Annotated in this window: 23 protein-coding genes; 11 read left to right on the top strand and 12 right to left on the bottom strand. The window is 59.7% G+C overall.

Translation table 11 applies throughout. From position 1 onward, the window contains the following. Positions 1-362 precede the first annotated feature (362 nt). From RGCCGE502_RS14195 to RGCCGE502_RS14165, 7 genes are all read left to right on the top strand, one after another. The gene (locus RGCCGE502_RS14195; RefSeq protein ID WP_176705697.1) at positions 363-818 is read left to right on the top strand and encodes a MarR family winged helix-turn-helix transcriptional regulator; all 456 of its coding nucleotides are present in this window, start codon (positions 363-365) and stop codon (positions 816-818) included. Then, positions 808-2,898: an FUSC family protein gene (locus tag RGCCGE502_RS14190; RefSeq protein ID WP_016554862.1), complete on the top strand. Its 2,091-nt coding sequence runs from the start codon at positions 808-810 to the stop codon at positions 2,896-2,898. The genes RGCCGE502_RS14195 and RGCCGE502_RS14190 overlap by 11 nt, the downstream gene beginning before the upstream one ends. Further along, positions 2,895-3,104 carry a DUF1656 domain-containing protein gene (locus RGCCGE502_RS14185; protein ID WP_016554861.1) on the top strand — a complete coding sequence of 70 codons (210 nt, stop codon included), beginning with the start codon at positions 2,895-2,897 and terminating at the stop codon, positions 3,102-3,104. The genes RGCCGE502_RS14190 and RGCCGE502_RS14185 overlap by 4 nt, the downstream gene beginning before the upstream one ends. Continuing rightward, positions 3,101-3,967: an efflux RND transporter periplasmic adaptor subunit gene (locus RGCCGE502_RS14180; protein WP_016554860.1), complete on the top strand. Its 867-nt coding sequence runs from the start codon at positions 3,101-3,103 to the stop codon at positions 3,965-3,967. The genes RGCCGE502_RS14185 and RGCCGE502_RS14180 overlap by 4 nt, the downstream gene beginning before the upstream one ends. 125 nt (positions 3,968-4,092) lie before the next feature. Next, complete coding sequence (locus RGCCGE502_RS14175) at positions 4,093-5,301, top strand: adenylate/guanylate cyclase domain-containing protein (RefSeq protein ID WP_016554859.1); 1,209 nt, start codon at positions 4,093-4,095, stop codon at positions 5,299-5,301. 198 nt (positions 5,302-5,499) lie between these two features. After that, entirely contained in the window at positions 5,500-5,790 is a 291-nt protein-coding gene (locus tag RGCCGE502_RS14170) for a hypothetical protein (RefSeq protein WP_016554858.1), read from the top strand. A gap of 133 nt (positions 5,791-5,923) precedes the next feature. Next, positions 5,924-7,654, top strand: a complete 1,731-nt coding sequence (locus RGCCGE502_RS14165; RefSeq protein WP_040674595.1) for a tetratricopeptide repeat protein — start codon at positions 5,924-5,926, stop codon at positions 7,652-7,654. A gap of 129 nt (positions 7,655-7,783) precedes the next feature. On the opposite strand, the gene RGCCGE502_RS14160 is transcribed toward RGCCGE502_RS14165, so the two are convergent. The 12 genes from RGCCGE502_RS14160 to RGCCGE502_RS14105 form a co-directional block, all read right to left on the bottom strand. Continuing rightward, on the bottom strand, positions 7,784-8,806 hold the full coding sequence (locus RGCCGE502_RS14160; RefSeq protein ID WP_016554856.1) for an Lnb N-terminal periplasmic domain-containing protein: 1,023 nt from the start codon (positions 8,804-8,806) through the stop codon (positions 7,784-7,786). A gap of 121 nt (positions 8,807-8,927) precedes the next feature. Further along, on the bottom strand, positions 8,928-9,458 hold the full coding sequence (locus RGCCGE502_RS14155; RefSeq protein WP_016554855.1) for a DUF1269 domain-containing protein: 531 nt from the start codon (positions 9,456-9,458) through the stop codon (positions 8,928-8,930). Positions 9,459-9,527: 69 nt separating this feature from the next. After that, positions 9,528-10,505 carry an HAD family hydrolase gene (locus RGCCGE502_RS14150; RefSeq protein ID WP_016554854.1) on the bottom strand — a complete coding sequence of 326 codons (978 nt, stop codon included), beginning with the start codon at positions 10,503-10,505 and terminating at the stop codon, positions 9,528-9,530. A gap of 14 nt (positions 10,506-10,519) precedes the next feature. Beyond that, on the bottom strand, positions 10,520-11,494 hold the full coding sequence (locus RGCCGE502_RS14145) for a formylglycine-generating enzyme family protein (protein WP_019279957.1): 975 nt from the start codon (positions 11,492-11,494) through the stop codon (positions 10,520-10,522). 114 nt (positions 11,495-11,608) lie between these two features. After that, positions 11,609-12,919 carry a BatD family protein gene (locus RGCCGE502_RS14140; RefSeq protein ID WP_016554852.1) on the bottom strand — a complete coding sequence of 437 codons (1,311 nt, stop codon included), beginning with the start codon at positions 12,917-12,919 and terminating at the stop codon, positions 11,609-11,611. After that, positions 12,916-14,475, bottom strand: a complete 1,560-nt coding sequence (locus RGCCGE502_RS14135; protein ID WP_016554851.1) for a VWA domain-containing protein — start codon at positions 14,473-14,475, stop codon at positions 12,916-12,918. Before RGCCGE502_RS14135 ends, RGCCGE502_RS14140 begins: the two co-directional genes overlap by 4 nt. Continuing rightward, a complete protein-coding gene (locus tag RGCCGE502_RS14130; RefSeq protein ID WP_016554850.1) occupies positions 14,472-15,458 on the bottom strand; it encodes a vWA domain-containing protein in 987 nt (328 codons plus the stop codon). The genes RGCCGE502_RS14135 and RGCCGE502_RS14130 overlap by 4 nt, the downstream gene beginning before the upstream one ends. Beyond that, entirely contained in the window at positions 15,445-15,975 is a 531-nt protein-coding gene (locus RGCCGE502_RS14125; RefSeq protein WP_016554849.1) for a DUF4381 domain-containing protein, read from the bottom strand. The genes RGCCGE502_RS14130 and RGCCGE502_RS14125 overlap by 14 nt, the downstream gene beginning before the upstream one ends. Continuing rightward, entirely contained in the window at positions 15,972-16,922 is a 951-nt protein-coding gene (locus tag RGCCGE502_RS14120; protein ID WP_016554848.1) for a DUF58 domain-containing protein, read from the bottom strand. Before RGCCGE502_RS14120 ends, RGCCGE502_RS14125 begins: the two co-directional genes overlap by 4 nt. 10 nt (positions 16,923-16,932) lie before the next feature. Continuing rightward, a complete protein-coding gene (locus RGCCGE502_RS14115) occupies positions 16,933-17,910 on the bottom strand; it encodes an AAA family ATPase (RefSeq protein WP_016554847.1) in 978 nt (325 codons plus the stop codon). Between the two features lie 63 nt (positions 17,911-17,973). Continuing rightward, positions 17,974-19,587: an arylsulfatase gene (locus RGCCGE502_RS14110; protein WP_016554846.1), complete on the bottom strand. Its 1,614-nt coding sequence runs from the start codon at positions 19,585-19,587 to the stop codon at positions 17,974-17,976. Between the two features lie 196 nt (positions 19,588-19,783). Beyond that, entirely contained in the window at positions 19,784-20,926 is a 1,143-nt protein-coding gene (locus tag RGCCGE502_RS14105; RefSeq protein WP_081647252.1) for an alpha/beta hydrolase, read from the bottom strand. 431 nt (positions 20,927-21,357) lie between these two features. Between RGCCGE502_RS14105 and RGCCGE502_RS14100 the strand changes: the two genes are divergently transcribed. From RGCCGE502_RS14100 to RGCCGE502_RS14085, 4 genes are all read left to right on the top strand, one after another. Beyond that, complete coding sequence (locus tag RGCCGE502_RS14100; protein WP_016554844.1) at positions 21,358-22,551, top strand: MFS transporter; 1,194 nt, start codon at positions 21,358-21,360, stop codon at positions 22,549-22,551. A 304-nt stretch (positions 22,552-22,855) separates the two neighbouring features. Continuing rightward, the gene (locus tag RGCCGE502_RS14095) at positions 22,856-23,197 is read left to right on the top strand and encodes a hypothetical protein (RefSeq protein ID WP_016554843.1); all 342 of its coding nucleotides are present in this window, start codon (positions 22,856-22,858) and stop codon (positions 23,195-23,197) included. A 67-nt stretch (positions 23,198-23,264) separates the two neighbouring features. Further along, positions 23,265-23,540, top strand: coding sequence for a DUF982 domain-containing protein (locus RGCCGE502_RS35295; protein ID WP_341875031.1), 276 nt, complete (start codon positions 23,265-23,267; stop codon positions 23,538-23,540). Between the two features lie 618 nt (positions 23,541-24,158). Then, the gene (locus tag RGCCGE502_RS14085) at positions 24,159-26,606 is read left to right on the top strand and encodes a phosphoketolase family protein (RefSeq protein ID WP_016554841.1); all 2,448 of its coding nucleotides are present in this window, start codon (positions 24,159-24,161) and stop codon (positions 26,604-26,606) included. Positions 26,607-26,643: the final 37 nt, after the last annotated feature.

Here is a 26,643-nt window from a genome sequence, read left to right as displayed (position 1 = left end):
TTGAGACGTCGCCAATGTCCTTGGCGCCACCCTCGCTGAACTTCGCCGGAAGCGGCATCTCCGGAGGAACATGGTCCGGGCCGCTCACACAGCCTGACAGAACAGACAGTGCGGCAAGGATTGCATATCGGCGCATAGGGTCTCCAATGGGATGCTCGCGATTCTCTAACAAACTATTACGGCGCATGGTTAATTTTTCACTTCCTCAATAGGCTTTTCACGGCAGTCCAAAGGGAAAGCGTCATGACCGGCAAGGAGGCGATTGATACCCAACAGGGTCTGCTAGTGACATCATCGCCCCCCAAAAATAATATCATTGTATTCTAATCGATAGGATGTTATCTAATTTCATGACAACGAATCTGAAGCAAACCTGGGCCGAGTTCGCACCCTTGCTTATGATCTGCGGGCGCGGATGGCGTCGGGCTTTGAACGCCGTCCTGACCGATCACAACCTTTCCGACGCCAGCGCAGCGCCGTTGATCGCGCTGCTTCGGCATGGCGACCGGATACCGCAGGGTGTTCTGGCCGAAAGGGTCGGTGTGGAAGGGCCGACCCTCGTGCGGGTTCTCGACAGTTTGGAAAATGACGGCTTGATCTGCAGGGTTCCCGATGAGGCGGACCGCCGCATCAAGCTGGTGCAACTCACCGGAGGAGGCACAGCGGTCGCCGAGCGCGCCGAAAGCTGTGCGGCGGAGCTGCGAGCACAGATCCTAGGCGACCTTGATCCTGAAAAAGTCGAGGCCGCCTTGGAGGTCCTGCGCGCCATCGCGGCGAAAACCGCGGTCCTATCCGGAACACAGGAAAATGACGAATAGAAAGAACGCGACCGATCCCAGCCTGGGAGACGTCGTCTTTTCCATCAAGACCTTCACAGCCGCGATGCTGGCGCTTGGTATTGCGCTTTGCTTCGACCTGCAGAATCCCTATTGGGCGGTTGGTACGGTTTACATCGTGGCTCATCCGCTATCGGGTGCGAGCACATCGAAGGCGCTCTACCGCCTGATCGGCACGGCGCTTGGCGGCGCGGTTACGGTGATCCTGATCCCCAACCTCGTCAATTCGCCTGAAATGCTGACGCTGGCGATCGCGCTGTGGATGGCCTTTTGCCTTGGTGTCAGTCTGCTCGACCGAACACCACGCAGTTACAGTTTCATGCTGGCGGGATATACGACCGCTCTGACCGGCTTCCCGATCGTCGCAAACCCGGATACGGCCTTTACCTACGCAACTGCCCGTGTCGTGGAAATCGCGCTCGGCATCATCTGCGCGGCGGTTGTGAATCGCATCTTCTTTCCGCGACACGCCGGGCCGGTGCTGGCTGCGCGTATCAATGCATGGCTGCGCGACGGCGCTGACCTAGCCATCGGAACCCTGAAGGGTAGGGGCCGCGATCCCGCGCTTCTGGCCGCGGCCCGTCGGCTCGCCGCCGATGCGGTCGATCTCCATAGCTTCACCACCCATGTCGCCTATGACACCTCGGCGCTGCGCGACATCGTCGGTCGCACCCGGACATTGCAGCAGCGCATGGTCGCGATGCTGCCGATCGTTTCGGGGCTAGCGGACGTGTTGCATGCGCTCGAGAAGGCGACAGCGGGCAAGTTCACGCCCGCGATCACGAAGTTGATAGGCGAAGTCACGGCATTGCTCGAAAGCGGTAAGCCGCTTTCCGAGGACAAGCGCCAGCAGCTCCTTGTTCTGATGGTCAAGGCTGAGGAGGAGGGACACGAACAACAGGAGTGGAACGGGCTGCTTGCCCATAACCTCACCGCACGCATCCGAGATCTCGTGCAGATATGGGGAGACTGTCTCAGCCTCAGGCAGGATATCGAATCCGGATCGCATCATGACCTTCGTTGGCGCCGGTTCGGCACGTCCTTCGACCGGGCTCCGATCCACAAGGATTATGGCATGGCCATTCATTCCGGCCTGTCGGTTATGCTGGCGACGTTTATCGCGACAGCCTTCTGGATCTATACGGGTTGGCCCCAGGGCAGCGCGGCTGCGATGATGGCCGGCGTGCTCTGCTGCATCTTCTCGTCGATGGACGATCCGGCGCCGATGATGATCAAGTTCGTGAATGTCGCCATCGTGACCGTCATTGCAGCTTTCGTCTTCGAGTATGGCCTGATGCCGCTGATCCACAGCTACGTCGAACTCGCCGCCGCACTCGGCTTGATGCTGATCCCGGCTGGCCTCTTAATGACGAGGCCGTCCCTTGGTCTTTATGGCATGGGTTTCTGCGTGAATCTGCCGAACATGCTGACCTTGCAGGACCGTCTGAATCTGGATCTCGCCTCTTTCGTCAATTCGAATGCGGCTATGATCATCGGCATGGTGATTGCCTGCGGAACGACGGTCCTCGTTCGCTCGGTCGGCGCTGAGTGGACGGCTTATCGTGTGCTGAGGTCGGGCTGGACCGATATCGTGGCTGCAGCACGTCGCCCCGATGAGGTCGACTTCACGGACTTGCTGTACCGCATGGTTGATCGGCTTGGTCTCGTTGCTCCACGCTTGGCAATGATCCCGGCCGAGTCCGCAGTCGCACAGACCGATATCATGCGTGACCTGCGCAACGGTCTCAACACTCTGGATCTCCAGCGCCACAAGCAATTGGTATCGCGGGACAAACGCGAGCCGATCGAAAACGTGCTTTCGGGTATCGCGGCCCACTATGAGCAGAAGCAGAAGAGCCGGGATGCGCAGCCCAACGAAAACCTGCTGAAGACGCTGGACCAGTCGCTTGCGGCATTCGTAGAGGCGGGCACGTCTTCGGCGATCGAGGGCGCACGCCGCTCGATGACAGCGCTCAGATACACCCTTTACCCTGACGCAGTCTCTCTGCGTGTGGCCGCTGTCGCTGGCGCCGAAGGAACTGCAAAGGAACATGCCGCATGAGGCCTGATATCGACATTTACGGGGTCTTCATCCCGACGCTCGGCGCGATTGCATTCGCAGCCTACCTTCTGAATTCGGTCCTGCGGCGGGTACTGGCGTCCGCCGGCTTCTACCGGTTGGTCTGGCATCGGCCGCTTTTCGACACGGCCATGTATTTCTGCCTGCTTGGCGCCATCGCGCTGTCTCTGAACAAGGTGTCACTATGAAATCGCTTCTCGCTCATTCCGGTCGCTTTGTGCTCACCGGCGTCATGGTTGCCCTGGCGGGAGTGCTCGGCTGGCATCTCTGGGACTACTATATGGACGAGCCCTGGACTCGGGACGGTAAAATTCGTGCGGACGTCGTGCGGCTTGCCGCCGATGTTTCCGGGATCGTCAGCGAAGTGGACGCAAAGGACAATCAGGCCGTCCGGAAAGGCGACGTGATCTTCCGCATCGACCAGGCTCGCTTTTCGCTGGCGCTGCGTCAGGCCGAAGCGCAGATCGAAAGCAGCAAGGCTGCCCTTGATATGGCAAGAAGCGATCTCGAGCTTTATCGCAAATTGGGTGAGAGTTCGGTGACGCGCCAGAAGATCCAGCAAGCTGAAACAACCGTCCAACAGGACGAGGCAGCCTACAGCCAGGCGGTGATCAGCCGCGACACTGCGCAGCTCAACCTCGACCGCTCCGTGGTGAGGGCGCCGGTCAATGGTGTGCTGACCAACTTCTCGATGAAGCCGGGGAACTATGTGACGGCGGGTACCGCGGTTACGGCGTTGATCGATAGCGATTCCTATTACGTCGCGGGCTATTTTGAAGAGAACAAGCTGGACCGCATCCAGGTTGGCGACGCCGCACTCGTTTATCTGATGGGCAGCAAGATACCTCTCAAGGGACACGTCGATGGGGTGGCGGGCGGCATCGAGGATCGGGAGCGAAGCGATACCAGCGCCCAGCTGGCCAACGTAACTCCCACTTTCACATGGGTTCGGCTTGCGCAGCGCGTTCCCGTTCGGGTGGCGCTCGATACGCTGCCTGATGGCACAGCTTTGGTTGCCGGTCGCACGGCAAGCGTCACCATCGTCAATTGATTGGGCGGCTCAAGAGCCGCCTTCGAATACGTCAAGTTCACCGGTCTGGGCGTCCCAGCGATGACTGGGAACGGAGCCGTTCGGCTCGAGAAAAACAAATGGACGCCCGGTTCTAGGAGACAGCCGTGGACGATCGCCACGTCATAGAAATAACCGCTTGGCTCATGCAGAGCGGACTTAAAGGTATGCCGGAAGCAGACCTGCTCGCCGGATTTTGCGAGCGGTGTCGTGCGAATGGACACCCGATCGAGCGTTCCGTCGCGGTCATGGACACGCTTCATCCGGTCTATGAGCGGAGGGCGTTCCGATGGGACAGCCGGGAACCGGTTGAGCGTGTTTCGGAATATGGTTTTTCCGGTCCCGGTGTGACGGCTGACAATTGGCTTCGCTCGGCATTCCATCATCTGGAAACGACGGGGTCCGGAGAGATCCGCAGAAGCCTGACCAAGGAAGATCCTGCCGACTTCTATCTGCTTGACGATCTGAAGGCGGCGGGCTTCACCGACTTCATCGCCATGGCGCATCGGTTCGGCGACACGGGGACGATTGGTGACATCGACTGCTTTTTCTCGCACTTCGCCACCCGATCAAGCGAAGGCTTCGCGGATAGTGACATTGCAGTGTTGCGGGATCTGCTTCCCTGTTTGGCGTTGGCCGTCAAATGCGTGACGATTAGCGGCGTGGCCGGCACGATCGCCAAGGTCTATCTCGGGCAGGATGCAGCAAATCAGGTACTGCACGGCAAGATCACCCGCGGTCAAAGCGACCGCATTTCGGCAGCCCTCTGGTTTTCGGACCTTGCCAATTTCACGCACATCTCGGACACGGTCGATCCAGAGGAAATCATTCCGATGCTCAACGACTACGCCGACGCTGTGATCTCGTCGGTCCAGGAAGCTGGAGGCGAGGTGCTCAAGCTGATGGGCGACGGCACGCTGGCGATCTTCAAGGGCAGGCGATCGAGCGAGGCCTGCTCCGCCGCGCTGACTGCCCGGTCACTGCTCGACAGGCGCCTGCTCGATCTCAATGCGCAACGCCGCATCGAGGGCAGGCCGGTGACTGATGTCTATCTTGGACTTCATCTTGGTGAGGTCTTTTACGGCAACATCGGTAGCGAGGATCGGCTGGACTTCACAGTTATCGGACCCGCGGTTAACGAGGTCAGCCGAATAGTCTCTCTCTGTCGGGCGCTGCAGCGGCGACTTCTGATGTCGGCGAGTTTTGCCGCGATCGTTCCCCCGTCGCAGATCGACAATCTGCATTCGATCGGCCTGCACGTGCTTCGGGGCGTGAACCGTGCCCAGGAACTCTTTACGATGATGCCGGCTGCTTGAACTCTCTTGGCCGCCGAGCACCCAGGCCGAATTCGCAGAATTTCTGTCGATGTCGCGCGGTTGAGCAGCCTAAAACGCCAAGGTAACAAGCAACCAGCGGCAGCCGTTAACGCCGTCTGTTACCGTTACGTACTTCCGTCGTGCCGCCAGCTCGCTAAGATCGCTCAAGCAAAGCCGACTGGAGCCGGGGTGGTCTTCATGGGCAAGGAAAATGATGAGGGCAGAACATCTTCCGATGCAGAGCGGCGAGGGCTGCGTCGCTTGATGCTGAAACTGCCCGCTATCCGCGCACGACTTCAGACGATCGGAGAAAAATCGGAGCCACTTCGCAGCCTCTGTGAAGCGTATGAGGATGCGAGTTCAACGCTCGATCGGCTGAGGAGTGCCGCCGGAGATGAAGACCGCGCCATGGTCCATGAATATGAGATCGTCTGTGCCGAGATCGAGGCCGACGTGATCAAGTACTGTCTCGAGCGCGGTGTCCCGTAACAGGATCGGGTTCGCGCGCATGTTGATCACGTTTTGGTTTTGTTAGCATTTCGTATTGCAACCCCTTGTTTTCTGCGCAATAAACCCATCTGTTCTATTTGGCATTGAGCGTTGCGTAGCAGGGGCGGCAATGATGAAGGCTGAAGAACTGGAAGGCTGGGCTCATGAAATTTCGCGTCCGGAAGCCCGCGCAGAGCTGGAGCGTCTGCTCGCTGACGAGCGGTTCAGAGCGACAGAACGAAGCCGGAGTATTCTCAGATATATCACGAACCAGCAATTCGCCGGTTGTGCCGACGGTGTGAAAGCCTATTCCATCGCCATTGATGTCTTGGGTCGGCAAAGCAGTTTCGATCCGTCGCTCGATCCCATTGTCCGCATCGAGCTGAGCCGATTGCGATCTTCCCTCAGCCAGTATTACGAGGCTTTTGCGGAAGAGGGCGGGGTCACGGTCCAACTCCCGCGAGGGCGCTATATAGCGGTTTTCACGCGGTCTACGGGTGACTTGCCACACACCGGTGATGGAGAACATTCCGCCCCCCCTTCAGCCGTTGCGGCTGAGCAAGCTCCCTCAATGGTTGTGTTGGGCGCCCCAGCGAGGTCCGCGCCGACCTGGTTGCTTGCCACGCTGGCCATGGTGATCGTTGCGGCTGTGGCCGGTGGTGTTGCCGTTTTTGCGTCCCGGCCAGTCACGACCGGCAAGCCTACAGTTGCAGTCACGCTGACTGCGGTCGATGAAGGTTTGCGCGAAGAGGCTTCCGTGACCCGCGACATGCTGCTGACCGCCCTGACGCAATTCCAGACGTTGACGGTTTCCCAGACCCATCGAAATAAAAGGCCGCTCGCCGCGGTGCTTCGTCCGGCGAAATCGAACGCCTACGCAATCGACATGAAATATTATGGGGATGGCGACGATCGCAGCATCTGGTGGCAGATCGTAGACACCGCGACGGGCGACCTTCTCAAGTCCGGCCTCGAAAGGGTCGATACAAGCGGTAAGGCCCCGACGGCGGTTCGGGACGAGCTAGTTGCACAACTCGCGCGCCGCTTCGCAGCGACGCGAGGGGTCATCAACAATATCGAAGCACACGATGCTGCCGAGGATTCGCTTGGCAATGCCTGCGTCCTTCGAGCGGAGTACGAGCTGGATGACGGCCGGGCAGCGGGTGTCGCACGGACAATCAATTGCCTGGAGCGAACGATCGCCGCCAACCGTTATGATGCGGACGCAACCGCAGCGCTGGCGATGTTGCTGGCGGGACAGGCGGAGGCTGCCGACGAGAGCACGATGGCACGAGCCCTCGAGCTTGCCAATCGGGCTGTCCATTTGGCGCCGCTCTCCGACAGTGCATATGTCGCTCTGATGCTGGCGCAATTCTACGGCGGCCGGATTGACGCTGCGCTCGCTGCGGGCAATCGCGCGCTGGCGCTCAGCCCCAACAATCCCGATGTGGCGGCAAAGCTTGGCCTCGTACTGTTTTCGTTAGGCTATTTCGATGCAGGTGTTTCGCTTGCGAGGGACGCCCAAAGGTCCGTCGATGTTGTTCCGCGCGATGCGGTTCTGGTGCTAGCACTCGACGCTTACCGACAAAAGGATTGGTCGGAGGCCTCCCTCCTTGCAGAGCAGGTGACTGACAGAACGTTCCTGATCAACGCCTTGCGGGTGGCGGCACTTGGGCAGCTCGGGTCGAACGAAGCGGGGCAGGGCCTTGCCGAACTTCGGAAACTCACGCCGGAGTTTGAGACAACCTTCCGCCAAAAAATGACACAGCAGCGCTATCAGTCCGCGCTTTCCGCGTCCATCGAAGATGGGCTGGTCAAGGCAGGCGCTCGCTTCAAGATCGAGGGTTTGGCGACTGCGTTTTAGTTGTCGGGTTTAGTCGGTCGCGCCAAGCACGAGATACGTGCGATTGTGAAACTCGTCTTGGCCGGTGCGTCACGCGCCGTTGGCACATGCGTTCCAAGGATACGCACCAAATGGACGCCGTCTGCATTGTCAGCCGCCGTCCGACGTTGATCTAATGACCCTCGAATAGTCACTCGACGTTGGTGCCGCCTGCGCCCGGCTACTGATCTCGGCTTGCTTCCTGATTTCGTCGAGCGGCAGATCGTTTCGGATCAGGTGGCGGTCGTAGAGATAGTCCGGCAGGTAACCGGATACGATGATGCGCCAATCAAGAGGGATGCCGGGATCGATCAGCCGGGCGAGCTTGAAGACGATCGTCGTGCAGTTTGCCGTGATCGTCTGGTAAAATTCGGGCTGTGCCGCCAACGCATTACCCTTATCGAGATAGGACAGAAACAGGGCGCGCGCGACCCGCGGAGAGAGCCGGAGCGGATAAAGCGACACCGTTTCCCGGCGGACGTTGGTTCGCAGGCGAACGATGTCGCTCTCTTCAGCCGCAATCAGAACCAGTTCGAATTCCTTGAAGAAGCCGCCGATCTCCGAGAATGCTTCACCGCGTTCCTTTCGGATTTCGGCCGAAAATACGATGTGGCGGCCATCCGCAAAACCAAAGCTGACGAGCGTGTGGGCGATCGCGGGGTTGCTCCAGACGGAATTCAGGAGGTCTACCGATTGGAGAGAAGAGAGGTCATACTGCTCGGTCTGCCAAACCGGATCGAAGTCTTCTGTCGTCCTCCATTGAAAGTTCCGCACGTTGTGCAGCGTGATCTGATCGCCTGAGATGGTTGCGGTGATGCCATGGGCGACATCGGCGGCCCACTCCCTGTCGTTGCTCGGCTCGATGCTTTTCCACCAAAAGGAAACTGCGAGCATCGTTATCAGCAGCAAAACGCTGGCGAGCAGCGGTCGCCGCCTGACAGCCAGGATGGCGATCAGGCCAACGAAGACGGCGGAGGCTATAATCGGCCATTTCCATCCGGGCGGCGCCTGATAGAAGGCGGCGAGAGCAAACCACCCGACAAAGGCGATGACCACCAATCGGAAAACGAGGCGAGCGGCGACCGCCAGAAAGTGCCATTTCGAGGAGGGAGCCTCGGTGGAGGTGATTGCCATTTTCCGCCCCTCGCAATACGCCCGCTCACCATCAGGAGCGGGCAATATCGCTCAGGCTCACAAGAACCGCAAACGATCGGAGGGGCCGGCGCGATTTTACGATCATCGCGCCGGACATGGATTATGCGGATGCAGCTGTGCTCGAGGAGTCGGAGAGCGCTTTGCGCAACCGCTCCTCCTGTTCCGGGGACAGCGACGTTTTCAGGACGCGACCGCGCAGCCCGTGCAGTTCGGCGAGAACCTTCTCCGGTTGTGCCTTGCGGACAAGGACAAAGAGAGCAGAAGAGGAGTTTGGTATCGTTCCGCCCAGCGACTTGATGAACTCGTCATCGATGCCATAGTCGGCGAGCGAGCCGGAAATCGCGCCGGTGCCGGCCCCAACAAGGCCGCCGATAGCAAAGCCGGCGAGCGGATTGAGGAATAGCAAGCCGACCAGGCCGCCCCAGAGCGAGCCGGACAGCAGGCCGGAGGTGGCGCCGACCGCCGTCAGGTTGAGGCTCTGCTTGAGATGGACCTTGCCGCCCTCGTCGCGAACCACCACGACGGCATCTTCCAGATCGACCAGGTATTCCTTCTTCAGGGTATTCAATTTCAGCAGCACCTTGTCTGCTTCATCCATGGCATCAAAGCCGACAACGATGAGTTCTGACATTGTCCGTTCCTTTCGTTTCACAGCGAGGATATGGAGCGTGACGGCTGGCCGGACGTGTGCCAGCCGGGCCTATTGATCGAATGCGTAGATCTTCTTCCAGTCGGCTTTCATGTCGACGAGTAGCCAATTGCGGGTGGTCGCCTCATCGAGCGCCTTATCCAGCTTCCCGAAGTCCGATTTGCGATCGTAGGCGTATTCCCGATCTGCATCGGTATGATGAACGATCATCGCGAAGTGTGGTCCTTTGCCGGCCATGACCCAGCGCAGCATCTCGTAGTCGCCATCGGAATTGCCGGCTGCAAAGATCGGGCGTCTACCGATGAACTTGTTGATCCCCACCGGCTTGCCGGGGCCATCATCGACGAAATCGATCTTCGGGAGCCGGTTCAGAACAGGCGTATCGCCGACCAGCGCATATTGCGTCGTAATCGTGCTGCCGACCACCTGTTCGGGCGGGATTCCATACGCCTTCTCGGTAATCGGGCGCATGAATTCGACACCGCCGCCGGAGACGATGAAGGTCTTGAAGCCGTTGGCGCGCAAGTAATCCAGAAGCTCGCGCATCGGCAGGAATGTCATCTCGTTATAGGGTTTGCCGGTTTTCGGATGCTTCGCCGTAGCGAACCAGTCGACGACGATCTCGCGGAATTCGTCGGTCGTCATGCCAGCGTGAGTCTCCATCGCCAGTTCGACGATGCCTCGCTCCCCGCTCTTGGCCATGCCCTTGAGGTCGCCGGAAAGGATCGACTTGAAGGGTTCCTTCTCCTTCCATTCAGGATGCTCGGGAGCAAGCGCCTTGACCCGATCCAGAATGAAACCAAGCTGGAAATAGAATGGCTGCTCCGTCCACAGTGTTCCGTCGTTATCGAAGACGGCGATGCGGTCCTCGGGCGCCACGTAGTCGGCGTTTCCCTCGGTCGTCACTTTCTTGACGAATTCGACAATCGCTTGCTTCGACTGGCCGTCATTCCAGGATGGGAGCTCCTGCGCAAATGCGCCCACCGGGAGCAGCAGGAAAAGTAGGAGGAAGCATACACACCGGGACATCGGGACACTCCTGATCAGGTTGCGACACGTTTGATGCAACGAAAGCCGACATGGCTGGTCGAGGTATCTTCCGGCTCGGCGTGACGTGCCGCCGGTCGATAGCGGCGGCAATAATTCGGAGCGCAAAGATGTGAGCCGCCCTTCAGTACGCGCCTCGGAATAAGAATATTCGGCTGGTTGGGATCGTAGCTAGCCTCTCTTGCGCCGCCGCGAGGGTTCTCAGGAATGCAGCAGGCTTTCGCAGCGGGCTCCGGCTGACGTGTTGACCAGTAGTCCGTCGTCCACTCCCAGACATTGCCGATCATGTCATAGGCTCCGTAGCCATTTGGCGGAAAGGTACGTACGGCTGTCGTTCGGTCCTTACCGGCGGGCTTCGTGCTATGGGTCGGAAACGTGCCTTGCCAAGTGTTGGCCATAGCAACACCATCAGGCATCAGTTCGTCTCCCCAGGCAAACTCGGTGTCTTCAAGCCCGCCGCGTGCGGCCAGTTCCCACTCGGCTTCCGTCGGTAGGTCCATGCCGGCCCATTCCGCATAAGCTTTCGCATCGGCATAGGCGACGTGGACGACTGGATGGTCGAGCTTGCCACGAAGATCGCTTAAGCCGCCATACGGACGCCGCCAGTTGGCTCCGAACTTGAATTTCCACCATTGCGAGATGTCGCTACCGGTCACGGATTTGGGCTGCGTGAACACCAGCGACCCGGCTCGCAGCATGTTCGGTAGGGCTCCTGGGTAGTCCTTGGGGTCGGGCGCTTTCTCGGCCACCGTAATGTGGCCGGTCGCTTTGACAAATTCCTGGAACTTGCGGTTTGTCACCGGCGTTGCCTCGATCCAGAAGCCGTCCACGGTAACGGGATGCGCCGGAGCCTCTTCCGGATAGTGGTCGTTGGAACCCATCACAAAAGTCCGTCCGGGTATCCAGACGAGGTCGCCCTGCTCGTGGCCCTGACGTTGCGGCCGGTGTCCGGTATCAAATGCCAATGCCATCATCGCCTCCGAGAGCTTGCCTTGAGTATCGCCGTGCTTTGCCTTTCCCGTAAGTACGTTACGGTAACACGGCTTCCGCAAAACGTTACATTTGCCGGAATCCGATACGTCATCCTATGGGTTCAACTCGGGCAGGGGATGGCCACGCGCAGGGTGCAACGGTTGCACCCGCGCCATCCTGTTTCGGGTAATCGCGGCTGCCAGCGCTGCCCGATCAAGGGTCTCGTTGTGCGAACCGGGCGCGTATAGCAGCCGGTCGAGTTCTTGGACCCGCCGCGAAAGATCGTCGTCGCCGCAGCCTGTTGCCCATGCAGAACCTGTCCGATAGCCGATAGCTCGGCACCAACCATCAAAACAGGCGTAGATGTCCTGCGGGGTCCCGTGCTTGACGGCATCAATGAGCCTGCGGAAAAGCTGCGGTTCGGAAATGGCGCGCATCCGCTGCCGCCGCGCGAACCACTGCTGCACCGGTGGGAACCAATAGCGGATGCCCATGAAGACGGCGCCTAGAGCGATGAGTAACAAGACCGCGACTGCGATCGCGCGCATAGAACGCTGCTGCACGCGGGCTGCGGGATCGCTTGCCTGAACTTGCGGTGCAATGCCCTCGGCCGTTGGCTGCGCGTCGGCTACGGTCACGGCAACGGCAGGCAACGAGGCAGTCTTGGTCGACTTGGCTTCGGTGTCGAACCAATCGAGGGTGATTGGCGGGATCTGAAAGGATCCTGCCGCTGCTGCGACGTAGGTGACAGTCTCCGTTCGCGAGCTTCCCACAGCCCTGTCACGGGTAACCCCATCCCCCAACTGCGGTGATTGCGTATAGGTTTGCAGGCCCGACGCCTGCGCGATCTCCAGCGGCGGGATCATCATCGCCTGAGTGTTTTCAGCAAAGACCACCACGGTTCGCACGATGGCTTCGCCAGCCTTGAGCTTGGCAGGATCACGATCGAAGGATTGGGTGATCGTCACACCGCGGGCGGCGAAAGGTAGTGTGGTGCCGTCGCTGCCGATCGGAGACGCAACCGTAAACTGCGTCGGCGGCAGTTGCGCCGTGCCGCGCACGAACTTGCCGTCATCGGAATAGCTGAATTCGATCTTTGCCGGGGGGAGGGCGAATGTGCCGGCGATCTCGGGCACGATCGCATAGTTTCGTCGAATGCCGGAATATTGCACCCCATCAATCGTTTCGGTGATGTTCTGAGCACGCTCGTCAGGCAGCGTGACGAGTGCGTTCGGAACGTCGAACAGCGGAAACTGCGGCGGTGAGGTGAAGAAATTCGGGGCAAAGACATCGACAGTCACCTGCACCTGTTGTCCCGGCACGATGCTATCGCTGTCGTCGATCGTCACTCGTGCAAAAGGTTCGGCGGCAAGGGCTGCGGATGCCATCGAAGCAAAGGTCAATATAGCCCAGATGATCCTCACGGCTTCTTCTCCTGCACTTCGATCGCGAACTTTCGCGCCATCAAATCGGCGGGGCTAACCTGGAGGTTTTTCATCCACATCTCGGAGGTTTGCTCGGCAACATCGACTTGTCCAGCCTTGCCCTTTTTTCCCTTGTCGTCGAACTTGACCTCGTCCGGCTTCTCGTTCGGATCTTGCTGCTGCTCTTGCTCTTCGTCCTTTTGGGTCGCCAGCAGGTTCTCGGCAATCGCCAGATTGGCCTTCGCCTCCGGCCAATCCTTTCGTTTCTCCAGTGCCTTTTTGTAGGCCGTGACCGCCTCTTCAAACTTCGAAAGAAACAACAGGGAGTTTCCCTGATTGTACCAGCTTTCGGCGCTGTCGACCGCGGCGAACGCATCGACAGCCTCCGCGAATTTGCCGGCGCGATAGAGCGCTACGCCGCGCCACATCGGATCGTGAAAGCGAGTTGCCGCACCATCGTAGTTGCCACGCTCGAACGCAATCCTCCCTTGTTGATCGGGTGTCAACCACATGTCGGCGAAGCCGGCTGCATGTGAAGAAGTCGGCATGAGTACCAGTCTTGCCAAGATAAACGCCGCTCCGAGCCGGACGACCCATCCACTCCGAAAGGTCAGCGCGAAGAGCACCGCTGCCGGTGCAAGCAGCAGCCAGCCGGCATCCTTCCAGCGGTCTCCTTGCTCCGATTTCTTCTGCGCGAAGTTGGTTGCCACCCGCTGCGCGATCCAGCGGACGTCTGCGTCGTCATCGGTGATAGTGGCGACATCAACGCCGGTCAGCGCGTGCAAATTCTTCAGCGCGTCGATATCGAGCTTGGCAAAAACGCGGCTGCCTCCGGTGCCGGTGAGAAAGCCTCCGTCCGCTGTCTTGACAGGACCGCCTTCGGCCGTACCGACGCCGAGGATCAGGATGCCGTTGTCTGATTTCCGCTTGAATGCGTCGAAAGCGTTCTGCTCGACCCCGTCGGTGATGAAGACAACGGTGCCGGCCACGCCACCTTCGGAGAGTGCCTGTTCCGCCGCGGTAAGCGCTGCCGCTGTGTCCTTGCCGTCGACCGGCATTATGCGGGTAGCCAGCGCGTCGGCGTATGTGTCGATCAGTGAGGCGTCGTCGGTCAGCGGGAGGACGAGATGGGCCGATCCGGCATAGGCGATGACGGCAGTCCTGGCGCCCTGCCTCTGGGCGATAATGTCTTTGATTTTCAACTTGGCGCGTTCGAGCCGCGAAGGCGTGAGATCGATCGCGTCCATCGTCGGCGATAGGTCGACGGCGAGCACCAGCGGCGCGGTATCTTCCACAAAGGGTGGTGCCTCGCGCTCCCACGTCGGGCCGGCGACGCCGAACACGGCCAAGGTAAGGACTGCGGAAAGCAACCAAGACGGACGCACGCGAGAGCCCCCAGATGCATCGACGATCAGCTTCTCCAGAAGGTGAGGGGCGATGATATCTTTCCAGCGATTGCGGGCGTTGCCCGAGCGCGAAGCGAGCCACACGATCCCGATCGGTAAGAAGATCGCAAGGAGCCACCAGGGACGAAGGAAATGGAAGTCTTCGATCATGCGGCGGACCTCCGAAGAAGGCCGCCGGCCGCGGCTGCACAGTAATACGGTGCGAGCACTGCGATTGCCGCGCCGAGCGGCCAGTGAAAGAGTTCGATGCGCGGCCGCCACGAGAGGTTCTTCTGATCCTCCGGGGTGATCTTGTCGAGCTCGTCATAGATCGCGGCAAGCTGGCTCTGGTCGCCGCCGAAGAAGTAGCGGCCACCGGTGTCGCTGGCGATCTTTTGCAGGGCTGTGGTGTCCAGTTTTTCTTCGCCGGTTGCGGCCGGATCGCCTATGCCGACCGTATGGATAACCACGCCCTTCTGCTTGGCTATGTCGGCGGCTTTTGCCGGCGGCATCTTGCTGGCCGTGTCGTTGCCGTCGGTCAGGACGATCAGCACTTTTTCAGGCACGGTGGTGTTTTCAAACATCTTGATGGCAAGACCGATCGTATCGCCAAGCGCTGTACGCGGTCCGGCCATCCCGGGTAAGGTTTCGGCAATCATTGCCTGAACCGTACGATGGTCCATCGTGAAGGGGACCAGCGGGTAGGGAGCGTCACCAAAGGCGATCAGGCCGATGCGATCGCCGGGCCTCTTCGCAACGAAATCGGCGACAACGCTCCGGACTGCATCGACGCGCGGATGCGTCGTCCCATCAGGGGCACGGAAGTCGCGGGTATCCATGGATTGCGAAAGATCGAGCGCGAGCATCAGGTCACGCTGCGGTTCGACCTTCTCGATCGGCGGCTCGACGAATTGTGGGCGGGTGAGGGCGAGCACGATAAGGCACCAGGCAAGGGCTTCGGCAATCAGTTGCGGCCAACTGCGCCGGGCGATTACCGAGCCGGAGGTCGGCGTGATGCCGACCGCGCTTGCGACCTGGTCAAAGAAAGGCAAGCGAACGGATGCCGACGTTTCATGGTGGGCGGGCAACAACCACCAGATCATCAGGGGTAGCGGCAGCAACGCCAGCAGCCATGGATGATCAAGCTGATACATGATGACGCTCGATCCAGTTGTGCGCACCGGCAATCAATTCGGCCTCGGTATTCGGTTGCGTCGCGCCGATCCCTTTGCTGGCGTGATATTCGAGATCGTCAAGCACGGCTTGCAGTGCCTGGCTGTTGGTACGATCACCATGGGCTTCGAGAAACTTCACCCAGGCGGCCCCGGCGAGGGATGCAACGTCGGTGCGCGGCCAGCCGGCCAGGGCAACACGCTTTAAGAGCACTGCGAGGTCTTGAACGCCTGACTGCCGTGTTTCGGGATCGCGGATCTTCGCTTCAACGCCGGCAAGCAGCGCCAGCGCCTCGCGCCGGTAGGCGTTGGCGCGATAACGGCGAAGCCAAAGGAGAAACGCCGCGGCAAGGATCAGCGCCAGGATCATCGCTAGGACGGCCCAACCCCATGTCTGAGGCATCCAGGAGACCGCTGGCGGCAAGGCTATGTCCTTGAGCGAGCGGAGCGCGGTTTCGGTCATTGGGTCTAACGGGGTGCCGGCGGGCTCCATGGTCATCGCCTCCTCTGGCGCCAAGCCGTCTGCTCCAGCAGCTTACGAAGTTGCGGGGCTGTCTCCTCCGCCGTCGAGACTGGCAGCATGGGAAGCCCAAGTTCGCGCTGCCATGCGCGCAGTTCCTCACCGCGTTCGCGTGCGAAGCGGTCAATCGCCTGGCGCACGCTGCCCTGCCGAAGTGCGAGTTCCGCCTGGAGGTTGCCGCCGCTGACGACGATGTCGCCGGATTGCGGCAGTTCCAGCATGAAGGGATCGTATACGAGAAGGCAGATGACATCGTTGTGCGCGGAGAGGCGGAGCAGTCTGTCGCGGGTCGCCGCGGTGTGGCCGTCGAAGTCGCTGATAACGATGATAAGATGATCGTGATGTGCGATGCTGGTGACGCGCTCGACAACAGCGTCGAGCGCAGTCGGGGATGATGCTCCGGCAAAATCTGCACTCAACTCGGCATTCTGGGTCGCAATCCGGTCGGCAAAGCCAATCACCGCCTCCCGGCTGCGATGCGGGCGGATTTCATCGATCCGCGTGTCATTAAAGACGAAGCCTCCGACGCGGTCGCCGGAGCCGAGAATGCGCCAGGCGCAGAGCATGGCAGCCTCCGCCGCCGTCACCGACTTCATCGACCGCCGACTGCCGAAGAACATGTTGATGCGCTGATCCACGACGACCAGTGCCGGCCGCTCCTTTTCTTCGGAATAGACGCGGACTGCCGGCTTGGTCGTGCGTGCGGTGACGCGCCAATCGATCGTGCGGATGTCGTCACCCGGCAGATAATCCCGCAATTCCTCGAACGTCAGCCCACGGCCACGCATCGAGGATTGCATGCGACCGGCGAGCAGGCGGTGGCTCTTTGCCTTGTGGACGAAGCTCAGATCACGGGCGCGGCCTTCCAGGGCCACCAACTGGCTGGTAGAGACATGGACACCTTCTGCATCAGGATTTGCCGGCATTGCGCGATCCTCACGAGACGGCCACGAGCTCGACGATGCGATTGATTACCTGGTCAGGCGTCGTGTTCGACGCATGCGCTTCGTAGGATAGAATGAGGCGGTGGCGGAAGACGTCGTTGACGATCGCCTTGACGTCATCGGGCGTCACGTAGTCCCGCCCCTTGAACCAGGCGTAGGATCGCGAAACCTTGTCGAGACCGATGACGCCGCGCGGGCTGATGCCGACCTGCAGCAGCTTCGCCAAGTCCTTGTCGTATTTGTCGGGATAACGCGTCGCGAGCACCAGCGCGACGATGTAAGCCTCGACCGGATCGGAAACCGTAACTGCGCCAATCTCCTTGCGGGCATCGAAGACAGATTGGGGGTTGAGTTTCTGCTGCTCGGCAGGCTTGGTTCCACCGTGCGCTGCATTCTCTTCGTCCCGGTTCAAACGCATGATCGCCGCTTCAGACTTGCCATCGGGGTAGCCGACCTCGACATGCATGAGGAAGCGATCGAGCTGCGCTTCGGGGAGCGGGTAGGTGCCCTCTTGCTCGATCGGGTTCTGCGTTGCCATGACCATGAAGAGGTCAGGCAAGGGATAGCTCTTTCCGCCGACCGTCACCTGCCGCTCCTCCATTGCCTCAAGAAGCGCGGACTGCACCTTGGCCGGTGCGCGATTGACTTCGTCGGCGAGGATCAGGCTGGCGAAGATTGGCCCTTGCTGGAACTTGAACTCACCCTTGCCGCCTTCGCTGAAATAGATCTCCGAGCCGGTAATGTCGGCGGGCAGTAGGTCAGGGGTGAACTGAATACGCGAAAGTTCCGCATCGAGATTCTTTGCCAAGCTCTTGATTGCGCGTGTCTTCGCGAGACCCGGCAAACCTTCGACAAGAAGATGGCCGTTCGCCAGAAGGCCGAGCAACAACCGCTCCACCATCGTCTCCTGGCCAATAATTGACTGCCCGACCCGTTTGCCGAGAGCGAGAATATCGTCGCGTGCCGTCATGACTCCCCCTTACGGACATTGAGCGGGGCCGTTCGAGAGCGACGACCCCGGTCATGATGCCAACTATTTGCCTGCTCCTGGGCTCGCTTCCAGCGAGCTCATGAGAGCGTCGATCATCTGGTCGACGCTGAAGCTTGCTGGCCGCTGACTCGGCGGGTAGTCCTTGAAGGTTTGCAGGAACGGAGCAACCCTCCAGACGCCGTATTGTGCAAGGTACGCATTCTTGGTCATCCAGTCGTAATACTGGTCCGACACGCTGTCGGCGCGTTCGTACGGATCCATCCGGAGATTGAACACCTTGGGGACACGCAGGCTGGTGAAGGGGTTCGCCCAGACCTGGAAGCCGCCCGGTTGGCGTTGTTCCGAGAACACCAGTTTCCAGTCATCCCAGCGATAGGCTACAAGCAGACCGTCGTCGTTGAAGTAGAAGAAGTCACGTCGAGCCGATTTCGGATCCTGTCCAGTCAGATAGGGCAGCTGATTATAGCCGTCCAAATGAACCTTGAACTGGTTTCCGTTGATGGTGGTGCCAGACAACAGCTTGTCCTTCACTTCGCTGTCGCCTGCCGCTGCCAGGAGTGTCGGAAACCAGTCGAGGCCAGACATCATCTGGTTCGAGACTTCACCCGCCTTGATGTGGCCGGGCCACCTGACGATTGCCGGGACACGGAAAGCACCTTCCCAATTCGTATCTTTTTCGCTTCGGAACGGCGTCGTGGCGGCGTCCGGCCATGACCACTGGTTCGGGCCGTTGTCGGTCGTGTACACGACGATCGTGTTGTCCGAGATGTTGAGATCGTCCAGCGCCTTTAGAAGCTTGCCGACGTCGCCATCGTGCTCGAGCATGCCGTCTGCGTAGTCGTTGCCGGCCATGCCGCTTTGACCCTGCATGGACTCACGCACGTGCGTAAATGCGTGCATGCGGGTGGTGTTCATCCAGGTGAAGAAGGGCTTGCCTTCCTTGGTCTGTCGCTGGATGAAATCGATTGCTGCCGCCGTCGTCTCATCGTCGATCGTTTCCATGCGTTTGCGATTGAGGGCGCCGGTGTCGTCGACCCTGCCGTCGGCGAAAGAATGCAACACGCCGCGTGGTGAGTTCGTCTTGACGAACTCCTTGTCATCCTTGGGGTAATAGGGACGCTCGGGTTCCTCTTCGGCATTCAGATGGTAGAGGTTGCCGAAGAACTCGTCGAAGCCGTGCTTTGTAGGCAGGAATTCGTCGCGATCGCCAAGGTGGTTCTTACCGAACTGTCCGGTTGCATAGCCAAGCGGCTTCAGCGCCTGTGCAATGGTAATGTCGCGCGCCTGCAGGCCGACCGTTGCCCCGGGGATGCCGACTTTGCAAAGACCGGTACGAAGGCAAACCTGGCCGGTGATGAATGTGGAGCGACCGGCGGTGCAGCTGTTTTCGGCATAGTAGTCGGTAAACAGCATGCCTTCCTTGGCGATCCTATCGATGTTGGGCGTCTTGTAGCCCATCACGCCCATCGAATAAGCGCTGATGTTCGTTTGACCAATGTCGTCGCCGAAAATGACAAGGATGTTCGGCTTTGCGGTATTCTGGGTCGGCGCCGCCTGCTGCGCATGCGCGGCTGCATAGCTGAGCGAGGTGGAGGCGAGGGCCAAGGCGAGTGCCGCGCCGGCATGCCGAAGTCGCGTGGAGAGAGACGCACTCATCGTGATCTCCCTTGTCTTTTCAGGTCGTTCAACATTTACGCGCTCCTGATCATGGGGCAGGCCGGGCTTTGGCGCTGCAGAAAGCTCGTCGGACTTTTCGACGAGCTTACGTTCCCATTGAAGAGCATCACTCGGTAAGTACGTTACGGTAACAAACGAGCGCCAAAACGTAACAACGAGCGGAAATGCCCCTGGCCTACTGGGTTAAAGGCTGGGGTTTGAGGTCTCCCTGCAGCGTTTCGTCAGCCGGGCGCTTCTTTGCGGTCTGCATTGGCTGCTCGAGAACCGTCACCGGTGCCGCGACCGCTGTGGCTGCGACGGTGCCGATTGTTGTCACAGTGCCTCCGACCACCGCGGTCAGACCCTGGCCGAGAGAGACGTTGGAATCCGTCAGCGTCTGCCCGGTGATGATGCGCTTGCCAATCAGCTGAACGATCTCGGGGCTCTCGGCAAACTTGCCGTGGTTCAGGCCTTCGCCCTTCACCTTGGTAAGATCGATTGCGGTAATGCCCGCAGCTTCCAGTTTGGAGCGATAGGGCTCAACAGTCGGGTCGATCGCGCCCAAACGCGACACCTTGCCGGTGATGAAACTCGAGACGGCAAGCGCCTTGTCATCCTGCGACACGAAGATCGTGAATTTCGGCCTTGGCTCTCCCATCTCGGCAAACTGCTTGGCGAACACCTGGATGTCGATGTCGGGCGAGGCGAGGATGACGTTGTGTATCTTGCTGTTCACGTGTCCGTCGCGGATACCCATCTGCCGCAACGACTCCATGGTCAGCCAGGTGCCCATCGAGTGAGCGAGGATGGTGATGTCCTTGACGTCGGGGTCGGCGGCCAGTGTTCGCAACGCCTGCTCGAACGCCGTGCGTGAGTAGTTGGTGCTTTCCTTGTCGTATTCGTAGGCGGTGAGCTGCGCGCGTGAGGGCCACGTGAAGAGGATGGGGGTCGCGTGCATATCGGAATCGTGGACGATCTGGGCGAGACGGAAAACGGAATCCTCGTATTTGTTATTGAAGCCGTGGACAAAGACGAGTGCGTGCCCGCCCTGGATATTCTGGCGGAACCACGCACGTCCCTGCGGAACGGTGTCGATCTCCTTGACGCTGGTCACGGCAAAGTCGGTCGCCGGATTTGGCGGCAGGCGCTTCGGCCATTGCACCGTGCCGGACTCGCGTTTTGGGGGTATCGAGACATCGACCGCCGTCAAATAGGGCTTTGGACTGCGTTCGCCGTTAAACAGTGTTGCGGGATCGCCGGACGGCTCGCGAGTGGTCGCGACCAGCATGCTGACCTTGGTGGTGTTGGGAGTTGCCGCTGTCAGTGCAACAGGCGTCATGACCCCGTTTGGATGACCACAGCCTGCAAGAAGTGCGGCGACGAGCAACGGTACAAGTGTCCGAACAGTGCGGGCAGCAATCACGTTTCCGGTTCCCTCATTGAAAACGCAAGCACCTTACGGTGACCGGGTTAAAGTGAAAGTACTTTACAGTAACCACACAGATGTTACGTGCAATTCGCGCGAGATGCCCAGACCACGCTAAGAGTTTTGAGCTGGTGTTACCGAACGGCAACGAGCCTTTCGGATTGATCGGTTTCTCAGTGCCTCCGGCCCTCCTTGCGGCCCTGTTTCTTTGTTGTCCTTTCCAGCTTTTGTGAAATCAGTTCACAAATGCATGGAGCAAGTGACTGCTTATCACTTAAGTCCGATGCCTCCATATGTTCGCCAGTCAACCACGCCGGCAGAGCGGCAGTCATTCGAGGCACATCATGCCAATTGCTCTTTTTGCTTTGACGATCGCGGCCTATGCGATCGGAACCACGGAATTCGTCATCGTCGGCCTGTTGCCGACCGTCGCTTCAGATCTCCATATCAGCCTGCCGCTGGCGGGATTGATCGTCAGTGTTTATGCGCTCGGCGTCACGTTCGGGGCACCGGTGCTGACGGCCTTGACCGGACGCATCGAAAGGAAGCCGCTGCTTCTCGGCTTGATGGCGCTGTTCATCATCGGCAACGGCATGGCGGCACTTAGCCCAAGTTATGCACCCTTGCTGGTGGCGCGCGTGCTATCGGCGTTTGCTCACGGTGTCTTCTTCTCGGTCGGATCGACGATCGCGGCCGACCTCGTTCCCGAAAACCGTCGAGCTTCAGCCATTGCGATGATGTTCATGGGATTGACGGTTGCCATCGTCACCGGCGTTCCGCTCGGCACGCTGATTGGCCAGACCTTCGGCTGGCGTGCGACCTTCGCCGCCGTTGCTGGTCTCGGTGCGATCGCCTTCCTCGGGATTGCCGCGCTTTTGCCGTCGAGCCTGAAGAAGGCACCGGCCGCTACCATCGGTGACCAGATCCGCGTGCTTGGAAGCGGACGCCTGCTCATCGTCTTTGCCATGACTGCGCTCGGCTATGGCGGCACCTTCGTTGCCTTTACATTCCTTGCGTCGATCCTGCAGGACATCACCGGCTTTGCGGCCGGCACCGTCAGTCTGATCCTCGTGGTCTACGGTATCGCGATCGCTATCGGCAACATCGCCGGCGGCAGGCTTGCCAACCGCAGCCCAGTTCGCGCTCTGACGGGACTGTTCATCGCCCAGGCGATTGTACTGGTTCTCTTCAGCTTCACGGCCGCATCGCCTTGGCTGGTCGTTCCGACGCTTGCCGCTTTGGGCTTCCTCTCCTTCGCCAATGTGCCAGGCCTGCAAATCTATGTGGTGCAATTGGCAAAGCAGGTTCGCCCTGCCGCTGTCGATGTTGCCTCCGCCCTCAACATTGCGGCCTTCAACCTCGGCATTGCCGCGGGCGCATGGATCGGCGGCATAGTGGTCGAGTCTCCCCTCGGTCTTGGGGCAACACCATGGGTCGGTGCAATCCTGGTTGCCGGCGCCCTTGTTCTCACACTTTGGAGCAGTGCCCTTGATAGCCGCTCCGCACCCGATGCCGTCACTGTGACGCAGGCCGCCTGACCACCGCTGCGGCCCCGCAAATTTCCTTGGAAAGGTGGACGACGCGAGCCTCAATCACGTCGTCCACCGTTGTTTCCTAGGAAGCATCCGGCCCGTCGGGAAGCGCAGTGCGCAGAGCTCGTCAGGTACTTTTGACGAGGCTGCCAAATACTTCTTCTCGCAGTAGAATTTTCTCGCGGGCAAATCACAATTTCCTTGCCTAAAGGCGAGATACTGCGACATACTTATGCAGCTGATACCACCTGAATGCATGCCTCGAAACACCTTGCGATTTCGCACACTTCTCGGAGCTGGGGTTCGATAAATGGTGTATCCGTCGCCTACAACCATCACGTCATTATCCAAGATACTGGCTGCCGCCGCTTTCTGCGCATTTCTGCCGAACCAGGCCGCACAGGCACAAGATCCGCTTGCCGATTTTCCGCTGTTTATCGGGTGCGAGCTGAAGGGCACCTACCATGTGTTCTTTTTGTCCAGGGTGACGAAGGACGGCACCGCCACTTACACTGCTTCGGACCGGATTGCGGGTACGATTACGCTGGATGGCAAGGCAAAGGCCGTAGGGGGAACAGAAGGCGGAGACTGCGTGGGCAAAACCCTCAAGCAACTGCGAGCATCAGGGCAGGCACACGACCTCAAATCTTAGCCCCTCGACATTGAGATTTATGGGCCATGTTGTTTAGCGGACCGGTGAATCGGCCGGAGGCTGATGGGTGCCGTCAATTCAACGGGGGAATTCATGGACGACGTATGTCCTGGCCCTTGGAACGTCTGTGCTCGCGCGCACGGGCAAGAGCGGCGCCCTTGAGTTTATCGGCACGGCCGAGGAGGCGTTGAGGAAACTAAAGAGCGATTGGCCTCGACCTGGGCCGGCGTTCGCGCTGGCGGTGGAAAGCTGTGAGGATGTCGTGCGATCAAAGCGGGGAGGTTCTATCCTACGAGAAGCTTACGATACGACCGGAGCCGGGCGGTTCGCCGTTGTTGCGTGAGCCGACGGTTACCATTCCGCCTCGGACCCGCGTCCTCGTGACCTGCTTACGGGAGGAACAAGGTAGCGCGTTTTTCAGGGCGACCGCGGGCGTTACCTATTCAGGTTCCGGCGGAATTTTACGGTCCGCGGGTAACGGAATACGGTTCCTTCCGCAGCAGTCTTATCTTCCGCCGAGTACGCTTCGACAAGTGATTGTTCCGCCGACGGCGAGCGAAGAAATTCCGAACGAACGAATTTCGATGCTACTTGCCGAATTCGGACTCGATCGCATTTCTAGGGCAGAGGGATTTCAACAAGAAGTGGAATGGCACACGTTTCTGACGCAAAGGGAGCAGCACCTGTTGATGCTGGCGAGCGTATGCGCAGCGAAACCGCGTGTCGTCCTGCTTGAGAGGACTGAGGTTGTGGTGGGCTGGGATCCGCTTTTCCGGATCATCACGCGCTTCGCAGATGACGGTATTGCCTGCGTTCACATCGGGAGCGCCGCCAGCATATCAGCCTATGATGCCATCTTGGACCTCGGCGATAATGGCGCATGGCAGTGGAGGAAACCCGCATAGCCGTCCAAACGGTGGCGGCATGAAAACCGAGACGACAAGTCGATAGGAGGCTGACGATGACGAATGCCGCTCTTTCAACCGACGACAATCAGGCGAAAGCCACTCCGCTGGGAGCCGACGAACTGCGCTTGATGGACGCCTACTGGCGCGCATCGAACTATCTTTCGGTCGGACAGATTTATCTGCTCGACAATCCGCTCCTGAAGGAGCCCCTCAAGCGTGAGCACATTAAGCCAAGGCTGCTTGGCCACTGGGGAACGACGCCGGGCTTGAACATGCTCTACGTGCATTTGAATCGTGTGATCAAACGCGACGACCTCAATATGATCTATGTGATCGGCCCCGGCCATGGTGGGCCGTCACTTGTCGCGCATGCCTATCTGGAAGGGACCTACAGCAAGGTCTACCCGAATATCGGTGAGGACGCGGAAGGGATGAAGGCTCTGTTCAAGCAGTTCAGCTTCCCTGGCGGAATTCCGAGCCATGTCGCTCCCGAAACGCCTGGAAGCATCCACGAGGGTGGCGAACTGGGCTATGCTTTGAGCCACGCCTACGGCGCGGCCTTCGACAATCCCGACCTGATTGTCGCTTGCGTCGTCGGCGACGGCGAGGCGGAAACCGGCCCGCTCGCCACGGGATGGCACGGCAACAAGTTTCTCAATCCGGCCCGCGATGGATGTGTGCTGCCGATCCTGCACCTCAACGGCTACAAGATCGCCAACCCGTGTTTCCTGGCGCGCATTCCCGAGCCCGAACTGAGGAAGTTCTTCGAAGGGATGGGCTATGCGCCGCTGTTCGTCGAGGGGCATGAGCCCGACAAGGTGCAGCAGCAATTGGCGGCCGCCATGGATACAGCCGTCGCCGAGATCAAGCGGATCTGGGCGGAGGCGCGCGACAAAGGCAACCTGAAGCGTCCGGCGTGGCCGATGATCGTCTTCCGGACGCCGAAAGGCTGGACCTGCCCAAGCGAAATCGATGGCAAGAAGTGCGAGGGTTACTGGAGAGCACACCAGGTCCCGATGGGCGAAATGGACAAGCCCGAGCACATCAAGATTCTGCAGCACTGGATGAATACTTACAAGCCAGAGGAACTCTTCGACGAGGGCGGAAAGCTTCGCGCCGAAGTCGCCGCGTTGGCCCCGACGGGTCATCGCCGCATGAGCGACAACCTGCACGCAAACGGTGGGCTGCTGCTGCGAGATCTGAAGATGCCCGACTTCCGCGATTACGCCGTCTCGGTGCCGAGCCCCGGCGCGACAACGACCGAATCCGCGCGAGTCATGGGTAAATTCCTGCGTGACGTCATGAAATTGAACCTGAACAGCAAGAACTTCCGGTTATTCAGCCCCGACGAGAACAACTCCAACCGCTGGCAGGACGTGCTTGAGGTTACGGACCGCTGCTACATGGCGGAGATCTACCCGGAGGACGATCATCTGTCGCCCGACGGGCGCGTCATGGAGGTGTTGAGCGAGCATCAGTGCCAGGGCTGGCTGGAAGGCTACCTCCTGACCGGACGGCACGGCTTCTTCTCCTGCTACGAAGCGTTCATCCACATCATCGATTCGATGTTCAACCAGCACGCTAAGTGGTTGAAGGTCTGCAACGAGATTCCGTGGCGGCGGCCGATCGCGTCGCTCAACTACTTCCTGAGCTCGCATGTCTGGCGCCAGGATCACAATGGCTTCAGCCACCAGGATCCGGGTTTCATCGACCATGTGGTCAACAAGAAAGCCGAAGTGATCCGCGTTTATCTGCCGGCGGACGCCAATACGCTGCTTTCCGTCACTGACCATTGCCTGCGCAGCCGCAACTACGTGAATGTCGTCGTTGCCGGCAAGCAGCCTTCACCGCAGTGGCTGACGATGGATGAGGCGATCAAGCATTGTGCGGAAGGCCTCGGTATCTGGGAATGGGCCAGCTCCGACAAGGGCAGCGAGCCCGATGTCGTCATGGCATGCTGCGGCGACGTCCCGACGCTGGAAACGCTGGCCGCGGTGCAGTTGCTCCGCGAACATTTGCCGGATCTGAAGGTCCGCGTCATCAATGTCGTCAATCTCATGAAGCTGCAGCCGTCGAGCGAGCATCCGCATGGCTTGTCTGACCGCGATTTCGATGCATTCTTCACCAAGGACAAGCCGATCATCTTCGCGTTCCATGGCTATCCCTGGCTGATCCATCGCCTGACCTACCGGCGCACCAACCACGACAATCTGCATGTGCGGGGATACAAGGAGGAGGGTACCACCACGACGCCCTTCGATATGGTCGTCCTGAACGAGCTCGATCGCTTCCACCTCGTTGAGGATGTCATCGATCGATTGCCGCAGCTTGGAGCCAGTGCCGCCTATTTCAAGCAGGCAATCCGCGCGAAGCTGATCGAGCACCGGCAATACATCGAGAAGCATGGCGACGACATGCCCGAAATCAGCGGCTGGAAATGGGGCGTGCGGGGCCAGTCAGCCGGCAAGCAAGGGACGTCGACGGAAGGCGACAATACGTGAGCCGTCAGGCTTGCAAACCTGCCGGAACGCTGACGGG

This window comes from Rhizobium grahamii CCGE 502, from assembly GCF_000298315.2.
Lineage (GTDB): Bacteria > Pseudomonadota > Alphaproteobacteria > Rhizobiales > Rhizobiaceae > Rhizobium > Rhizobium grahamii.
The sequence above is the reverse complement of the archived record's forward strand: the minus strand, read 5'-3'. Positions and strand labels throughout refer to the sequence as shown.

What these genes read in the sequence shown, in the direction of transcription:
- RGCCGE502_RS14170 (WP_016554858.1), top strand. Translation starts at nt 5,500, where the DNA reads ATGGGCAAGGAAAATGATGAGGGCAGAACATCTTCCGATGCAGAGCGG.
- RGCCGE502_RS14165 (WP_040674595.1), top strand. Translation starts at nt 5,924, where the DNA reads ATGAAGGCTGAAGAACTGGAAGGCTGGGCTCATGAAATTTCGCGTCCG.
- RGCCGE502_RS14115 (WP_016554847.1), bottom strand. Translation starts at nt 17,910, where the DNA reads ATGACGGCACGCGACGATATTCTCGCTCTCGGCAAACGGGTCGGGCAG.
- RGCCGE502_RS14110 (WP_016554846.1), bottom strand. Translation starts at nt 19,587, where the DNA reads ATGAGTGCGTCTCTCTCCACGCGACTTCGGCATGCCGGCGCGGCACTC.
- RGCCGE502_RS14190 (WP_016554862.1), top strand. Translation starts at nt 808, where the DNA reads ATGACGAATAGAAAGAACGCGACCGATCCCAGCCTGGGAGACGTCGTC.
- RGCCGE502_RS14135 (WP_016554851.1), bottom strand. Translation starts at nt 14,475, where the DNA reads ATGATCGAAGACTTCCATTTCCTTCGTCCCTGGTGGCTCCTTGCGATC.
- RGCCGE502_RS14120 (WP_016554848.1), bottom strand. Translation starts at nt 16,922, where the DNA reads ATGCCGGCAAATCCTGATGCAGAAGGTGTCCATGTCTCTACCAGCCAG.
- RGCCGE502_RS14100 (WP_016554844.1), top strand. Translation starts at nt 21,358, where the DNA reads ATGCCAATTGCTCTTTTTGCTTTGACGATCGCGGCCTATGCGATCGGA.
- RGCCGE502_RS14155 (WP_016554855.1), bottom strand. Translation starts at nt 9,458, where the DNA reads ATGTCAGAACTCATCGTTGTCGGCTTTGATGCCATGGATGAAGCAGAC.
- RGCCGE502_RS14105 (WP_081647252.1), bottom strand. Translation starts at nt 20,926, where the DNA reads ATGACGCCTGTTGCACTGACAGCGGCAACTCCCAACACCACCAAGGTC.
- RGCCGE502_RS14180 (WP_016554860.1), top strand. Translation starts at nt 3,101, where the DNA reads ATGAAATCGCTTCTCGCTCATTCCGGTCGCTTTGTGCTCACCGGCGTC.
- RGCCGE502_RS14130 (WP_016554850.1), bottom strand. Translation starts at nt 15,458, where the DNA reads ATGTATCAGCTTGATCATCCATGGCTGCTGGCGTTGCTGCCGCTACCC.
- RGCCGE502_RS14160 (WP_016554856.1), bottom strand. Translation starts at nt 8,806, where the DNA reads ATGGCAATCACCTCCACCGAGGCTCCCTCCTCGAAATGGCACTTTCTG.
- RGCCGE502_RS14150 (WP_016554854.1), bottom strand. Translation starts at nt 10,505, where the DNA reads ATGTCCCGGTGTGTATGCTTCCTCCTACTTTTCCTGCTGCTCCCGGTG.
- RGCCGE502_RS14095 (WP_016554843.1), top strand. Translation starts at nt 22,856, where the DNA reads ATGGTGTATCCGTCGCCTACAACCATCACGTCATTATCCAAGATACTG.
- RGCCGE502_RS14145 (WP_019279957.1), bottom strand. Translation starts at nt 11,494, where the DNA reads ATGGCATTGGCATTTGATACCGGACACCGGCCGCAACGTCAGGGCCAC.
- RGCCGE502_RS14085 (WP_016554841.1), top strand. Translation starts at nt 24,159, where the DNA reads ATGACGAATGCCGCTCTTTCAACCGACGACAATCAGGCGAAAGCCACT.
- RGCCGE502_RS14185 (WP_016554861.1), top strand. Translation starts at nt 2,895, where the DNA reads ATGAGGCCTGATATCGACATTTACGGGGTCTTCATCCCGACGCTCGGC.
- RGCCGE502_RS14125 (WP_016554849.1), bottom strand. Translation starts at nt 15,975, where the DNA reads ATGACCATGGAGCCCGCCGGCACCCCGTTAGACCCAATGACCGAAACC.